This is a genomic window from Blautia sp. HCP28S3_G10, assembly GCF_052065235.1.
Taxonomy (GTDB): domain Bacteria; phylum Bacillota; class Clostridia; order Lachnospirales; family Lachnospiraceae; genus Blautia_A.
Window position 1 is genome coordinate 171,590 of the sequence record NZ_JBQHUL010000002.1, and the last position, 16,032, is coordinate 187,621.

The 16,032-nt window shown below is 41.4% G+C and carries 16 protein-coding genes; 15 read left to right on the plus strand and 1 reads right to left on the minus strand.

Features of this window, described 5'->3' with window-relative positions:
* Positions 1-41: 41 nt before the first annotated feature.
* The 8 genes from ACTNB8_RS01965 to ACTNB8_RS02000 all read left to right on the plus strand — a co-directional run bounded on the left by ACTNB8_RS01965 (position 42) and on the right by ACTNB8_RS02000 (position 5,742).
* On the plus strand, positions 42-314 hold the full coding sequence (locus ACTNB8_RS01965; RefSeq protein ID WP_118251561.1) for an IreB family regulatory phosphoprotein: 273 nt from the start codon (positions 42-44) through the stop codon (positions 312-314).
* A 2-nt stretch (positions 315-316) separates the two neighbouring features.
* Complete coding sequence (gene ruvX / locus ACTNB8_RS01970; protein ID WP_296156016.1) at positions 317-742, plus strand: Holliday junction resolvase RuvX; 426 nt, start codon at positions 317-319, stop codon at positions 740-742.
* A 10-nt stretch (positions 743-752) separates the two neighbouring features.
* Positions 753-1,010, plus strand: coding sequence for a DUF1292 domain-containing protein (locus tag ACTNB8_RS01975; protein ID WP_441051864.1), 258 nt, complete (start codon positions 753-755; stop codon positions 1,008-1,010).
* Between the two features lie 333 nt (positions 1,011-1,343).
* Positions 1,344-3,065, plus strand: coding sequence for a ribonuclease J (locus ACTNB8_RS01980; protein WP_441051938.1), 1,722 nt, complete (start codon positions 1,344-1,346; stop codon positions 3,063-3,065).
* A gap of 4 nt (positions 3,066-3,069) precedes the next feature.
* Positions 3,070-3,408: a YlbF family regulator gene (locus ACTNB8_RS01985; protein ID WP_441051866.1), complete on the plus strand. Its 339-nt coding sequence runs from the start codon at positions 3,070-3,072 to the stop codon at positions 3,406-3,408.
* A gap of 15 nt (positions 3,409-3,423) precedes the next feature.
* A complete protein-coding gene (locus tag ACTNB8_RS01990) occupies positions 3,424-3,825 on the plus strand; it encodes an endolytic transglycosylase MltG (RefSeq protein WP_441051868.1) in 402 nt (133 codons plus the stop codon).
* Positions 3,822-4,481, plus strand: coding sequence for an O-methyltransferase (locus tag ACTNB8_RS01995; RefSeq protein ID WP_441051870.1), 660 nt, complete (start codon positions 3,822-3,824; stop codon positions 4,479-4,481). The genes ACTNB8_RS01990 and ACTNB8_RS01995 overlap by 4 nt, the downstream gene beginning before the upstream one ends.
* A 34-nt stretch (positions 4,482-4,515) precedes the next feature.
* Positions 4,516-5,742 carry a peptidase U32 family protein gene (locus ACTNB8_RS02000; RefSeq protein WP_441051872.1) on the plus strand — a complete coding sequence of 409 codons (1,227 nt, stop codon included), beginning with the start codon at positions 4,516-4,518 and terminating at the stop codon, positions 5,740-5,742.
* 83 nt (positions 5,743-5,825) lie between these two features.
* On the opposite strand, the gene sigK is transcribed toward ACTNB8_RS02000, so the two are convergent.
* Positions 5,826-6,443, minus strand: coding sequence for an RNA polymerase sporulation sigma factor SigK (gene sigK, locus ACTNB8_RS02005; protein WP_441051874.1), 618 nt, complete (start codon positions 6,441-6,443; stop codon positions 5,826-5,828).
* Positions 6,444-6,609: 166 nt separating this feature from the next.
* Between sigK and ACTNB8_RS02010 the strand changes: the two genes are divergently transcribed.
* From ACTNB8_RS02010 to ACTNB8_RS02040, 7 genes are all read left to right on the plus strand, one after another.
* Positions 6,610-7,500: a ribokinase gene (locus ACTNB8_RS02010; protein WP_441051876.1), complete on the plus strand. Its 891-nt coding sequence runs from the start codon at positions 6,610-6,612 to the stop codon at positions 7,498-7,500.
* Positions 7,501-7,749: 249 nt separating this feature from the next.
* Positions 7,750-11,295, plus strand: coding sequence for a DUF5717 family protein (locus tag ACTNB8_RS02015; protein ID WP_441051878.1), 3,546 nt, complete (start codon positions 7,750-7,752; stop codon positions 11,293-11,295).
* Complete coding sequence (locus tag ACTNB8_RS02020) at positions 11,292-12,539, plus strand: DUF5716 family protein (protein ID WP_441051880.1); 1,248 nt, start codon at positions 11,292-11,294, stop codon at positions 12,537-12,539. Before ACTNB8_RS02015 ends, ACTNB8_RS02020 begins: the two co-directional genes overlap by 4 nt.
* A gap of 15 nt (positions 12,540-12,554) precedes the next feature.
* Positions 12,555-13,337: a hypothetical protein gene (locus ACTNB8_RS02025; RefSeq protein ID WP_441051882.1), complete on the plus strand. Its 783-nt coding sequence runs from the start codon at positions 12,555-12,557 to the stop codon at positions 13,335-13,337.
* Positions 13,338-13,455: 118 nt separating this feature from the next.
* Entirely contained in the window at positions 13,456-14,319 is an 864-nt protein-coding gene (gene fba / locus ACTNB8_RS02030; protein WP_441051884.1) for a class II fructose-1,6-bisphosphate aldolase, read from the plus strand.
* Positions 14,320-14,445: 126 nt separating this feature from the next.
* The gene (locus ACTNB8_RS02035) at positions 14,446-15,225 is read left to right on the plus strand and encodes an arginase family protein (RefSeq protein WP_441051886.1); all 780 of its coding nucleotides are present in this window, start codon (positions 14,446-14,448) and stop codon (positions 15,223-15,225) included.
* Positions 15,215-15,973 (plus strand): prolipoprotein diacylglyceryl transferase, encoded by a 759-nt coding sequence (locus ACTNB8_RS02040; RefSeq protein ID WP_441051888.1) that lies wholly within the window; start codon positions 15,215-15,217, stop codon positions 15,971-15,973. The genes ACTNB8_RS02035 and ACTNB8_RS02040 overlap by 11 nt, the downstream gene beginning before the upstream one ends.
* The last annotated feature ends 59 nt before the right edge of the window (positions 15,974-16,032 follow it).

Below are 16,032 nucleotides of genomic sequence, written 5' to 3' on the forward strand. Positions count from 1 at the left end.
TACTGAACAGTTACGAAATCTTATTAAGGACGTGAGAAAAAATGGCAGAAAACAATTTAGGAAATACACAGTATTTCAGAACGAAACCTGATCAGGAACTGGAAGTAAAAGAAGTTCTGGATCTGGTTTACAATGCAATGGATGAGAAGGGATATAATCCGGTAAATCAGATTGTTGGTTATATTATGTCAGGAGATCCTACTTATATTACCAGCCACAAGGGTGCGAGAAGCATGATCATGAAAGTCGAAAGAGATGAACTGGTAGAAGAACTCTTAAACGAGTATATTAAAAACAAATCCTGGGAACGTTGATCATGAGAGTTCTTGGATTGGATTATGGATCAAAAACAGTAGGAGTGGCAGTCAGTGACCCGCTGGGACTGACTGCGCAGAGACTGGAAACCATCTGGCGTAAACAGGAAAACAAACTGCGTAAAACTCTGGCCCAGGTGGAGGAACTTGTTAAAGAGTATGAGGTAGAGCGGATTGTTCTTGGATATCCCAAGAATATGAATAATACTGTTGGAGAAAGAGCAGAAAAGGCACTGGAGTTCAAAGAAATGCTTGAAAGACGCATTGGCATTCCCGTGATCATGTGGGATGAAAGGCTGACTACAGTGGAAGCAGACCGTACACTTATAGAGGCAGGTGTTCGTCGTGAGAATCGTAAACAGTATCTGGATGGTTTGGCAGCAGTATTTATTTTGCAGGGATATCTGGACTCCCTGACGAACGGATAAGGAAGGCAACATGGAAAAAATCAGATTTCAGTCTCCGGATGGGACAGTTGAAGAATTTTATATTGAGGAACAGACCAGAATAGGAGAAGTTTCCTATCTTCTGGTATCAGATTCACTGGATGACGAAGCATCTGCATATATTTTGAAAGATGTATCCAGGGATACAGATCCGGAAGCCTGCTATGAAATGCTGGAAGATGAAGAAGAAATGCAGGCGGTATACAAAGTTTTTGAACAGATGTTGGATGATGTGGATCTTGAAATGTAACTGTTCAGTACCCTTTCAGTTATTTGACAAAATGCTATGATTCGATGAGGAGGAATGCTGTTATTATGGCATTCCTGCGTTAGCGTGCACGAAACTGCACAGAAATATGGAGGTGCTTGATTGAAAAGTGAAAATAATATAGAGAATGGCAATAGTAACTACAATGCCGACAATAATAGTGAAAAAAAGAAAAAATACAGCAGCTATGATCATAAACCTGCTGATAATAATACAAAAAAACAGGTAACACGTCAGAAAAATTACAGATATAAACAGCAGAGAAACGGATTTAAACACAGTGAAAAGTCTGCAAAACAGCAGCCAAAACCAGGCATGAAACCACAGGTCAGCAAATCCGGCAGTAAGTCTCAGATAAAAGCAGCTGCGCGCCGTGGACGTAAATCTGCTTCCAAACTCAAAGTAATCCCGCTTGGTGGTCTGGAACAGATCGGAATGAATATTACAGCTTTTGAATATGAAGACAGTATAGTAGTAGTTGACTGTGGACTTTCTTTCCCCGAAGATGACATGCTTGGTATCGACCTTGTCATTCCGGATGTTACCTATCTGAAAGAAAATATTTCCAAAGTCAAAGGCTTTGTGATCACTCATGGACATGAGGATCATATCGGTGCACTGCCGTATGTACTGAAAGAAGTAAATGTACCGATTTATTCCACAAAACTTACACTTGGACTGATCACAAACAAACTTAAAGAACATAATCTGGTACGTTCAACGAAGTTAAAAGAAGTAAAACATGGACAGGTTATCAATCTTGGTGATTTTTCCATAGAGTTTATAAAGACAAACCACAGTATCCAGGATGCTTCAGCACTGGCTATTTATTCGCCGGCAGGAATCGTGGTCCATACAGGCGATTTCAAGGTGGATTATACTCCTGTATTTGGAGATGCCATTGATCTGCAGCGTTTTGCCGAGATTGGCAAGAAGGGTGTTCTGGCGCTGATGTGTGATAGTACTAATGCAGAGAGACCTGGATTTACCATGTCAGAGCGTACAGTCGGCAAAGTTTTTGATAATCTTTTTAATGAACACAAAACTGCACGTATCATTATTGCGACTTTTGCTTCCAATGTTGACCGTGTACAGCAGATCATCAATACTGCATACAGATTTGGCCGTAAAGTTGCTGTGGAAGGACGCAGTATGGTCAATATTATTTCAGTTGCATCAGAGCTTGGATATCTGAGAATTCCGGAAAATACCCTGATCGAGATTGACCAGGTCAAAAATTATCCTGATGAAAAAGTTGTTCTTATCACGACAGGAAGTCAGGGTGAATCTATGGCTGCTCTGTCTCGTATGGCTGCAAACATACACAAAAAAATCACGATCAAGCCAAATGATACAATTATTTTCAGTTCAAATCCGATACCTGGAAATGAAAAAGCAGTTTCCAAGGTTATCAATGAGCTGTCAATGAAAGGTGCAAAAGTTATTTTTCAGGATGTACACGTTTCAGGACATGCCTGCCAGGAAGAAATCAAGCTTATCTATTCTCTGGTAAAACCGAAATATGCAATTCCGGTTCATGGTGAATACCGTCATTTGACAGCACAGAAGCATGTTGTGGAAGATCTTGGAATTCCGAAAGAAAACATTTTTATCCTTGCTTCAGGAAATGTTCTGGAGATGGATGAACACAGTGCCGCCGTAACAGGGTCTGTACAGACAGGAGCAATTTTTGTTGACGGACTGGGTGTCGGTGATGTTGGAAATATTGTACTTCGTGACCGGCAGCATCTGTCTGAGGATGGGATCATGATCGTTGTCATGACACTGGAACGTCACAGTAATGTTGTACTTGCAGGTCCGGACATTGTATCCAGAGGTTTTGTATATGTAAGAGAATCAGAGGATCTGATGGAACATGCAAGAGAAGTAGTTGAAAAAGCACTTGATTCCTGTCTGGAACGAAATATCACAGACTGGGGCAAAATCAAAAACGTAGTAAAAGATGCACTTGGTGAATTCCTCTGGAAACGTACCAAGAGAAGTCCGATGATTCTGCCTATCATTATGGAGGCGTAAACTGATGGATTCAGTAAATAAAAATATACTGGCACTCAGGAATTCAATTCAGAAGTGCCAGATATATAAAGAGTACAGAAAACAGAGAGCAATTATAAACAGCAATCCGGAGCTGGCAGAACGGGTGAAGAGATTCCGGGCAGATAATTTCCGGCTTCAGAATGAGAGCCAGAAGGGAACTCTTCTTCAGAATGCGCAGCAGCTGGCAAAAGAATCGGCAGAGCTTCGTAGAAACCCGGAAGTAAATGCATATCTTGATGCGGAGCTTGCACTTTGCAGGCTTGTGCAGCAGATATGCAAAAGCATAACAGAAGGAATTGAAATAGATATTCCCGGATTTTAAGGAGGTTCGTACAATATGGGTGAAACAAGAGATCGTGTGGGAAAGGCCGGGGTGATTGTGGCCGGCGGCTTTTTTAAGATCGCGCTGTATGTCTGTGTGGCTGTTCTGGTTATCTGGATCGGAAAAGTTACGTATCAGTTTGGATATAATGTTTTCAATCAGCAGGCAATGAGTCCCGGTGAGGGACAGGAAGTAACTGTGGTCATCAAAGAAGACGCTACCACATATGACATTGCCAAAACACTGAAAAGCAAGGGACTTATTGATGACGCACTTGTGTTCTGGCTGCAGGAGAAACTTTCAAATTACAGTGGCAAGATGAAACCAGGTACTTATCTTCTGAGTACTGCGTATACACCTAATCGAATTATGGGGATTCTTGCTGGTGATACGGATCTGGAGGGAACTGCATCGTGATTGTAGACGAAAGGATGCGTACATTTATCAATTCGCTGGATAAAGGAAATACGCCATTTCTTGAAGAACTGGAACAGGAAGCTCTTATCTCTTCTGTTCCAATTATACGAAGAGAAATGCAAAGTTTCATAAAAGTACTGCTTGCAATGAACAAACCGCAGCAGATTCTGGAGGTGGGGACAGCCGTTGGCTTCTCCACACTTCTTATGTGTGAATATGGGCAGCCTGAGGCACATATTACTACTATAGAAAATTATGAAAAAAGAATTTCCATTGCAAAAGAAAATTTCAGAAAAGCAGGAAAAGAACAAAATATTACTCTGCTTGAGGGCGATGCAGGAGAAATTCTGAAAACTCTTGATGGAACATTTGACATGATTTTTATGGATGCCGCCAAGGGACAGTATATTCACTGGCTGCCTGACGTTGTAAGGCTTCTTGCACCGGAAGGAATTCTGGTGTCTGACAATGTGCTCCAGGAGGGAGAACTGATAGAATCTCATTATCTGGTAGAACGGAGAAACCGTACCATTTACAAAAGAATGAGGGAATATCTCTATGAACTGAAACATCATCCGCAGCTTCTGACAACAATTCTTCCACTGGGAGACGGAGTATCCGTCAGTATAAAGAAAAAAAACAGCAATTGTTTGTAATTATTCAGCAGGGATTATCCCATAAGGAGTAGAAATGAGAAAAATAGAATTACTTGTGCCAGCCAGCAGTCTTGAAGTACTGAAGATTGCAGTGGTGTTTGGGGCAGATGCAGTATATATTGGTGGAGAGGCTTTCGGGCTTCGGGCAAAAGCCAAGAATTTTTCACACGAAGATATGGCAGAGGGAATTACTTTTGCCCATGAACATGGAGTAAAAGTCTATGTTACAGTTAATATTCTGGCACATAATGATGACCTTCCAGGAGTAAGAGAATATCTTAAGGAACTGAAAGAACTGAAGCCGGATGCGCTGATCATCGCAGACCCGGGTATTTTTACCTATGCGAGGGAAATCTGTCCTGAAATAGAGTGTCATATCAGTACACAGGCTAATAATACCAATTATGAAACTTACAGATTCTGGTATCGTCTTGGAGCAAAAAGAGTAGTAACTGCAAGAGAACTTTCTCTGAAAGAAATCCGTGAAATCCGCGCAAATATTCCGGACGATATGGAAATAGAAACGTTTGTTCATGGTGCTATGTGTATCTCGTATTCCGGAAGATGTCTGCTGAGCAACTACCTTGTCGGAAGAGACGCAAATCAGGGAGCGTGTACACATCCATGCAGATGGAAATATTCCATCGTAGAAGAAAAACGTCCGGGCGAATATATGCCTGTTTTTGAAAATGAAAGAGGCACTTATATTTTTAATTCAAAAGATCTCTGCATGATCGAACATATGGACGATATTCTTACATGTGGAATCGACAGCCTGAAGATAGAGGGCCGTATGAAAACTGCACTGTATGTAGCTACTGTAGCGAGAACCTACAGAAAGGCCATTGATGACTACATGGAATCTCCCGAAAAATACAGGGCAAATATGGCGTGGTATCAGGAACAGATATCCAATTGTACTTATCGACAGTTTACAACAGGATTTTTCTATGGAAAACCGGATGAAAATACACAGATTTATGATAATAATACCTATGTTAAGGAATATACTTATCTGGGATATGCAGAGGAAGTTGATGAAAATGGATATGTGCATATTACTCAGAGAAATAAATTCAGTGTAGGTGAAACCATTGAAATCATGAAGCCGGATGGACGGAATATTATGACAACTGTCAGGGCTATTTATGATGAAGATGGTAATTCTGTGGGAAGCGCACCACACCCACAGCAGAAACTGGCAGTGGATCTTGACGCAGATATTGAGAAATACGATCTTCTCAGAAGAGCAGAGGCATAAAAATAAAACTGACATGCTCCCTTCCATACAGACAGGACAAGTACAGAATCCTGTTTGGCTGGAAGGGAGTTTTTTATAAAAAATCAGAAAAGTTTACGTAGTTTTTTTAAAGCATTTTTTTCAATACGAGATACGTAGGATCTGCTGATATGAAGCTGTTCGGCAATTTCTCGCTGGGTCTGTTCATCAGTTCCGAAGAGTCCGTAACGCAGGCAGATCACCTTGTATTCTTTTTCAGACAGGGCTTCTGACATAAAGGTAAGAAGATGTTGGATATCGGAACGGGTGGAATATTCTTCCACAATATCAACAGGCGGACTTTCGATGATATCGAGAAGACTGATCTCATTTCCTTCCCTGTCTGTTCCAATAGGCTCATAAAGAGAGACCTCCCGGGAAGATTTTTTGCGTGCGCGCAGCATCATAAGAAGTTCATTATCAATACATCTGGCTGCATAAGTGGAGAGTCTGGCAGATTTTGCTGCATCAAAGGTAGATACAGCTTTGATAAGCCCGATGGTTCCTGTTGAAATCAGGTCATCCAGATCTTCACCGGGGCTCTGATACTTACGAACTATATGGGCTACAAGACGCAGATTGTGTTCAATAAGGATATTTCTGGCTTCGGAATCCCCTTCCTGGTAACGCTGAAGATAATACTTTTCCTCAGCAGCTGATAAAGGTTTTAAAAATGTCTTCAAAAATTCACCTCAAAGGGGATTTCTTTATAGTTTATGCGGTGGACAGGTTTTACGTGCTTTTCCCACAAAACTATAAAAAGATTGAAAAATAAGGTAGATTATTATATCATTTGTACATAAGAAATGTATGTTTTGTGCGGAAAAACGTTGTAATGGGAGGGATAAAATGAAAGTATTAAACTTTGGATCGCTGAATCTGGATTATGTTTATCAGGTAGAGTCTATTCTGATTCCAGGGGAAACCCAGGCTTCAAAAGACAGACAGACTTTTTGTGGAGGAAAAGGCCTGAATCAGTCAATTGCCCTTGCAAAGGCCGGAATTCCGGTTTATCATGCAGGTATGATCGGAGAGGAGGGAGCCCCCCTTCTTAAGACCTGTGAAGAAAATGGTGTAAATACGGAATTTATCCGACAGATTACAGGACCAGGAGGTCACACAGTAATTCAGGTGGACAAAAACGGACAGAACTGCATACTTCTGTTTGGCGGCTCAAACAGAAGTATCACAAAAGAATTCGTAGATGAAGTACTGGATTCTTTTGATGCGGGAGATCTGATCCTTCTTCAGAATGAAATCAGTGAACTTTCGTATATCATTGACAGAGCATACGCAAAAGATATGATGATCGTTTTGAATCCGTCACCGTATGACAGCAACCTGGAATCTTGTGATCTGTCAAAAATCAGCCTGTTTCTTGTAAATGAGATTGAAGGATATCAGATTACAGGAGAAAAGGAACCGGAAAAAATTCTCAAAAAGATCAGGGAAATTTATCCGAAGGCAAAGATCGTCCTGACGCTTGGCGGGGACGGATCCGTATATCAGGACGAAACAGGGGTTTATTATCAGGATATTTTTAAGGTGAAAGCTGTGGATACTACGGCAGCAGGAGATACTTTTACAGGGTATTTTATCTCATCAATTCTGGAAAATATGCCTGTACAGGAAGGTATGAAGCTTGCTGCAAAAGCGGCTGCGATCGCTGTATCCAGGCCGGGAGCAACAGCATCCATACCGCTGAAAAAAGAAGTGCTTGAGTTTGAGACTGAATTATAAAGAAATGGCTGCAGATACAGAGAAATATGTATCTGCGGCTTTTTGACTTTACAGGAAATTACTCCGTAATATTCCAATAAATTTGGAATGGATTTTGACCAAGTTGCTGTGAACGGAGTGAACAGTAACTGGCGAACAGTAACAGCAGTTCTGGTAAAATCAGGTTTCTTGCGCAGGTGAGGATTGTAGTGTATAATATCTTTTAGTACAAATGAAATAATAATTCCAAGGACAATCAGGTGAACCATATTGAAAAAAAAGATAGAACAATTACTCAGTGGTAAATTTAAATTTACGCATCCATCGCTCCTTTTTTCGCAGGAGAAACTGAATATAACTATTGAAGCAGGTAAAACTGTCAGAGGCGAACTGTATCTTGGCACAGAAGAAAACGACAGAATACAGGGATATATTACCTCATCCAGCCGGCGAATGGTGCCTGGATGCAGCCAGTTTTCAGGGACAACTGTCTGCCTGCCTTATGGAGCAGACGGAACAGGAATGAAACCGGGCGAAAGCGTAAGCGGGTGGCTGTGTATTACTTCTGATATGGGAGAATACAAGATTCCTTTTGAGATAACAGCAAAAAAAGAACAGGTGCAGAGTTTTGGCAGTGAAATAAAGGATATGCCGGCATTCAGGGAACTGGCACAGAGAGATTTCAGAGAAGCATACAGGCTTTTTACTGACAGCTCTTTTTCCGTTGTTATGGCGGGAGCAGACAGGAAACAGAAAGCACTGTATGCAGGACTTTCACAGCAGCCGGTAACCTATCAGCATCTGGAGGAATTTCTGATCGGGCTCAGAGAAAAAGATCCTGTGACAATATCATTAAAAACAACAGAGACGGAGTATTTTGGCGTGGAAGAATCCATACAGGAATCTTTTGATATTCACAGAAGCGGCTGGGGGCATCTGAGGCTGGATATAGAAGCAAAAGGTGAATTCCTCGAGCCGGAACGGCGAGTGATAACAGAAGATGATTTTATCGGAAGTACCTGTCAGATCGATTATCTTGTCCATGCAGACAGACTGAAAGGCGGAAATCAGTATGGAGAGATTATTGTCAGAAGTCCTTATCAGGAACTTGTATATCATGTGCTTGCTTCCAGAGGACCACGCGTGAGGATCGATATCCGTGTAGAAGAAAAACGCCATAAACTTGCTCTTATGCGTGATTATATAGAATATCAGAAAAATAAAATAAATGCCGCGACATGGAGAGAAAGAGCCCGACAGATTCTTGGTGAACTTCATGATGCGGGCTGTGAATACCCGGAATATCAGATGTATGAGGCATATATCAATATCACAGAGGATAATAGGGCGGCAGCAGCAGAGATTCTTAAGAGATTCCAGGATAAAGAATTTTCAAGAGATGAACTGGAACTTGCGGGACTTTATCTTTATCTCTGCCATTTAAGTGGGTTATACAGAGATAAGGCAAAAGCGTTGTGGAAGATCCAGAACTTTTTTATGCAGAAACCTGACAGTTTCCTTTTATTGTGGATACTGCTTCAGCTTGACAGTACATACAGAAATTCACCCTCACAGGCATTATTTATGATGGAAGAAGTCTATGAAAAAGGCTGTACATGTCCGGTTTTGTATATGGAAGCATGGAAATGGATATGCAGAGATATGTCACTCCTTCACAGAATCAGTCCATTCTGGATGCAGGTATTTCATTATGCAGGAAAAAGCGGTCTTCTGACAGAGGAACTTGTAATGCGTCTTGCCTACCTTTCCGGTTACGAAAAGGAATTTTACGGAGTACTTTATCTGGCACTTGCAGAAGGATATGAACAGTTTCCGTCAGAAGATGTGCTGGAAGCGATCTGCAAATATATCATGAAGGGAAATCCAAGACAGCCACGGTACTTCAGATGGTTTTCAATGGCGGTGGAGCAGGGCCTGAGGCTTACAAGGCTTTATGAATATTATGTTGAGACTATGGACATTTCTTATCAGAGGGAACTTCCGAAACCGCTGCTCATGTATTTTGCATATAATGATAATACCCTTGGCGATATGCGCAAAGCTTTCGTTTATGCAAGCGTGATCTCTTATAAAGAAAAAGAGCCGCAGACTTACGAAAATTATAAAGAAAGTATGATGAAATTTGCTCTGCGTAAAGTTGAAAGTGAAGATATGGATGAAAACTATGCATCTATATATCAGGAATTTCTCTTTGATCCGCAGACAAAAGAAGAGGCAGAAAAGATTGCACCGAGAATGTTTACATACAGACTTTACTGTGATGATCCAAAAGTACGACAGGTGATCGTCCGTCATAGTCAGCTTTCAAAAGAAAACGTATATCCGTGCATTCAGGGAGTTGCATATCCCAGAATTTATACGAACGATGCTGTGATACTGTTTCAGGATGACAAACAGAGACGTTATTCTGCCACAGTACCATATAATCTGAAAAAACTTACAGATGAGAGCAGTGCAGTGTCACAAATGCTCAGTCTTGGAGCTGAGGAGACAGGAATTCTCCTTCATTATTGTACAGAAAATCATCTTGACAGAGATAATCTGGAATATTTTCAGAAACTTGCAGAAAATCCGGCATCTACGGAGGAATACAGGAGAGAGATACGTAAACAGATTCTGGATTATTATGCTGAACATGTACAGGGAGAAGACCTGGATCAATATCTTCTGAATCTTGATTACCGGAAATATGTCCTTGTAGACAGAACAACACTTCTTGAAGTCCTTATATCAAGAAGACTGTTCAGGCAGGCTATGGGAATCGTGGAAGAATATGGATATGAGGGACTGGAACTCAGCAGCCTTCTGAAACTTACCAGCAGAATGATACTCAAAAGCAACATGGCAGAAGATGATGAACTTCTTGCGCTTGCTTCTGAAGTTTACCGCAATGGAAAATACGATGAAGTGATCCTGAGATATCTGATGATGTACAGGTTTGGTCCGGTAGATGAACTGATTGCCATCTGGAAGAGCGCGATAGGATTTGATATGGAAACCTATGATCTTGAAGAACGTATCCTGAACCTTCTGATGTTTACGGCAGATTTCCGCAAAGAAGGTGAAAAAGTTCTGGAATCTTATGTGAAACAGTCAGGAAAAGAGCGGATCATCGGTGCATATCTGACGCAGGTTGCATATGGGATTTTTGTAAAAGAATACCCGATGTCTCCATTTATCAGAGAGCGACTGGAGTATGCGTATAATGATCACTGGCCGGTGAACATGATCTGCAGGCTGGCACTTCTGAAAGAACTCTCAAAAGAAAAAAAACCAGAGCCGCACTATATTGAAGTGGAAAAGTTTATCCTGGAAGAATGCAGCAAAAATCAGCTCACATTTGCATTCTTCCGTAAACTTCCTCCTGAACTGCTGAGTCCGTATCAGCTGGATGACAAAACTTTTGTAGAATGTCACGGAGATACAGATGCAAAAGTGACTCTTGTGTATGCTCTTGATACAGGTCTTGGTGCAGAAACGGAGTACAAAAGTGAACCATTGAAGGCTGTCTATGAAGGGATCTGTGTGAGGGCTTTTACACTGTTTTACGGTGAAACGCTCCGGTATTATTTCAGAATAGAACAGAATGGCAAAACACGCAAAACTACAGAGCGTGTTGTCACAATGAAAAAAATAGAAGGCACCAGGGGAAGCAAATACCAGCTTCTGAATCAGATGCTTTCTGCACGACGCCTTGAAAAGGGCAGGGAAGTTACAGATGATCTGAAGCGTTACCTTCGTAAAGAACAGTACATGAAGGAAATGTTTACCATAGAAAAGGAACCGGTATCATGAACGAAACACGTGATTTGATAATAGGAATTGATTTTGGAAAAAAATATTCTCAGATCTGTTACTATGACCGAAAGGCAGAAGAAGCCAGATCTCTTCCTGTAAAAGTCGGAAGCAGCCAGTATGAGACTCCTACCTGCCTCTGTAGGAGGGAGGAACAGGGAGATTACTGTGTTGGACTGGAGGCAGAATATTTTGCCAGGGAAAAAGGTGGAATCCTGCTGGAAAATCTTTACGAAATATCCAGAAGCAGAGAAAAAGTCCTTGTGTCAGGAGAACAGAAAGAACCATGGGAACTTCTTGCATATTTTTTCCACGGGATGCTGAAATTTCTGGGAGTTGTAGAGGTTGTCAGAAACATCAGATGTTTTACAGTGACAACAGAAACGCTTGATGATGTTCAGGTGGACAATCTGCAGAAAGCCTGCAGGAAACTGGGACTTGCAGATGACAGATTTGTACTTATGGATCATGAAGAAAGCTTTTATTATTATGTCATGACGCAGAAGCTGGAGACATGGAATCGAAGTGTGGGCTGGTACTGCTTCAATGGAAATGAAGTGACTTTCCGTAAAATGTCCATGAATTCTGCTGTGAAACCGGTGCTTGTGACACTGGCAGAACCGATAAAAACAAAGCTTCGGGAAGAACCGGGAGAAAGAGATGAAGATTTCTGCGGCTTCATAAAAGAAACACTGGGAAAGGATCTGTATTCAAGCATTCAGATGAATGGAGAGGGTTTTGACCAGGAATGGGCACAGAAATCTGTAAAGATCCTCTGCTATCAGAGAAGAAAGGTCTTTTATGGAAATAATCTTTTTGCAGCAGGAGCATGTGCGGCAGGTGCTGAAAGATTTATCAGACATAGCCTGAAAGAGTATCGTTACATAAGTAATGCAGTTGTACTGACAAACATTGGAATGGATATGAGAGTTATGGGAGCGCCGGCATACTGTCCAATGATCGAGGCAGGAGCAAACTGGTATGAGTGCCGGGCATACTGTGAACTTATTCTGGATCAGACTGAGGAACTGGTCTTTGTGGTCCAGAAGGTCGGTGAAGAAGAAAAAAAACGAATATCGATGGCACTTCCTGGACTTCCGAAGAGACCAGAGAGAACAACCAGACTTTCGGTGAAACTACAGTATATTTCCAGAGAGCAGTGCCAGATTACAGTCCGGGATCTCGGATTCGGAGAAATGTTCCCGTCAACAGGCAAGGTCTGGACAGAGACAACAGGCTGGTAAAGGAGAAGAATAAAAATGAGCGGATATATTTTATGCCAGACAAAAAGGGCTGAGAATCCATATTTTATTGAGAATATCAGCATAAATATCTATTCTCTGGAAGAACTCTGTTATTACCTGTATCACAATCTTTATCTTGTAGATGAAACAATCTTTAATGAGGAACTCTGTGACTGGATACAGGAAGAACTGGAACTTCCGAAACTAGCTGCAAAGCTTCGGGCTGCAACCGGTAAATTTGCAGGTGTGGAAGACTTTCTTTATCCGGTTTTCAAGGAGATAAACTATCTGACCTATGAGGAAATGAAGAACCTTAACGTGCTGATCCACAAATTTGATGAAGAAGCGCCGGTTCTCCGTGAGAAGCAGAAAGGTGATGCACTTGTTGAAAACGGAATGTATGTTCACGCGATCCGTGTATATCAGGCTCTGCTTCAGAAACCTGAGCTTGAAGAAGCGAGAGAAGGACTGACAGAAAGTATCTGTCATAATCTGGGATGTGCCTACAGTTATCTTTTTCAGATGGAGGAGGCTGTGGAATACTTCTATAAAGCGTACGAACAGAATAAGAGCAGAGATGCACTGAAGACCTGGCTGTTTGCACTTTTCAGTATCAGAACTCCGGCAGAATATAAAGCCGAGGCAGCAGAAGCCGGTGCAGACAGAGAACTTATGGAAGAAGTTAAGAAAGAACTGGAACATTTCACCAGAAAACCAGCACCGCAGGTTTATTCGCAGCATGTGGACACTATGCTGGACGGATTTACAAGAGAGTATCACAGAAATACCGGTTCGTGAAAAATATATCAGCATTTTACAGAAAGATGCTTTACGAAAGAACAAGAATCTGGTAAACTAAACATATAATTTGGGAACTGGTATTACCAGAACTCAACAAGATTAGGAGGAATTTATCATGTTAGTAAATGCTTCAGAAATGCTCAAAAAAGCAAAAGCAGGTCATTATGCAGTAGGTCAGTTCAACATCAACAACCTTGAGTGGACAAAAGCAATCCTGCTTACAGCACAGGAGAACAATTCTCCGGTTATTCTCGGTGTATCCGAAGGTGCTGGAAAATATATGACAGGTTATAAAACTGTTGTAGGAATGGTAAAAGGAATGCTCGAAGAACTGAACATTACAGTTCCGGTTGCTCTTCACCTGGATCACGGCAGCTATGAAGGATGTCTGAAATGTGTAGAAGCCGGATTTACATCTATCATGTTTGACGGTTCCCACTATCCAATCGATGAGAACGTTGCAAAAACAAAAGAACTTGTTAAAATCGTAGCAGAACACGGAATGTCTCTGGAAGCAGAAGTTGGTTCCATCGGTGGAGAAGAAGATGGTGTTATCGGAATGGGTGAATGCGCAGATCCGAAGGAATGCAAAATGATCGCAGATCTTGGTATTGACTTCCTTGCAGCTGGTATTGGTAATATTCATGGTAAATATCCGGCTAACTGGAAAGGTCTGAGCTTTGAGACTCTGGACGCTATTCAGCAGCTGACAGGAGATATGCCGCTTGTACTTCACGGAGGCACAGGTATTCCGGCTGATATGATCAAAAAAGCTATCGACCTTGGTGTTTCCAAGATCAATGTAAATACAGAGTGCCAGCTTGCATTTGCTGATGCTACACGTAAATACATTGAAGAAGGCAAAGATCAGCAGGGTAAAGGATATGATCCACGTAAACTCCTTGCTCCTGGATATGAAGCAATCAAAGCTACAGTTAAAGAAAAAATGGAACTTTTCGGTTCTGTAAACAAAGCCTGAGAATAAGTAAAACTAATTATCAGAAAAGAATAAAGGAGTCGGTGCTGTGCACCGGCTCCTTTTCAAGTATGTAAGAGGTAACTGTATATATTGCCTGGATCATCTGTTCATGGTAAAATAGTTTTTATGAATAAAGATGAACATATAATAGTTATGAATTTTTCCGGCATCTACAGACAGCAGTTTTTTCAGGAAAACGAAGAACAAAACAAAAAAATATCCTGGGTGGAGGTACAGGATCTTCCGGGAAGCAACTGTTACTGCGATGAAGATGCTCTTACACATATAAGAGAAAAAATTAAGGAATACGGACCGGAGGGAATACATTTTCTTGATTCCGGGAATTATCATTACATGAGCCGCATCTGGATGGAAAAGATTACCGTTCCGTTCAGACTGTTGGTATTTGATAATCATACAGATATGCAGCTTCCTGCATTTGGAGGACTTCTCTCATGCGGTGGATGGATTGCAGCTGCGCTGGAAGAACTTCCGATGCTGAAAGAAGTGATTCTGATAGGCCCGGATCAGTCGGCTTTCGATCAGGTAGAAAAAGGATTACAGGAAAGAGTACGCTTTCTTTCCAGAGAAATTCTGCTTGATATGGACGAAACAGAAACAGAGGCGTTTCTTATGTCAGTGTCAAAAGATCTCCCGATATATATATCTGTTGATAAAGATGTACTTTGCACCGAAGATGCAGCTACAATCTGGAGTCAGGGAGATATGGCATTCAGGGCACTTGCAAGATATCTGAATGTAATTATGAAAGAGCAAAATGTGTTAACACTGGATATATGTGGTGAATGTGATCCGGATTGCCTGGAACATAATGACAGAAATGAATATGTAAACAGAGAATTATTGAATATGTGGAAAGAATGGAGGAAGCATCATGAAAAATGAGCTGCTTACCATAGGATCATTTACTGTATATGGATACGGGTTCATGATCGCTGTGGGAATACTTGCAGCGTGGATCACAATTGATTTCAGAGCAGCCAGACAGAAACTTGACCGGGATTGTGTGTTTTATCTGATTATATGGTGTCTGGTGGGAGGAATCTGCGGTGCAAAACTTCTGTACTGGATCACAGAGTGGGAGAGTATATTGAAGAATCCTGGCTTTCTTCTGGACAGTATTGCAGATGGATTTGTCGTTTATGGCGGGATTATTGGTGGAATTCTGGCAGGCTGGCTGTACTGCAGACACAAAAAAATTTCTTTTCTGAAATATTTTGATCTGGCAGTTCCTTCAGTGGCACTTGCACAGGGATTTGGAAGAATTGGCTGTCTTCTGGCAGGCTGCTGCTATGGAAGTGAGACTTCAGGATTTTTTTCAATCACTTTTCGGACGTCAGATTTTGCACCAAATAACGTAGCGCTGATACCGACACAGATTTATTCCAGTATATTGGACTTTGTTCATTTTGGAGTGTTGCTTTTGATCGCAAGACATAAAAAATCTGACGGGCAGGTGGCAGCATGTTATCTGATCTTTTACAGCCTGGGACGTTTTGTGCTTGAATTTTTCAGGGGAGATCTGATAAGAGGCAGTGTAGGCGTACTTTCCACCTCGCAGTTTATCAGCCTTTTTACTGGATTTGCAGGGGCGGTTATGCTGTATGTTGTATCAAAGAAGAAATCAATCTGAATTCGATTGAATACAGAGAATTTTTTTGCATAGATTTTAATAAATCAATCTGAAGGAGT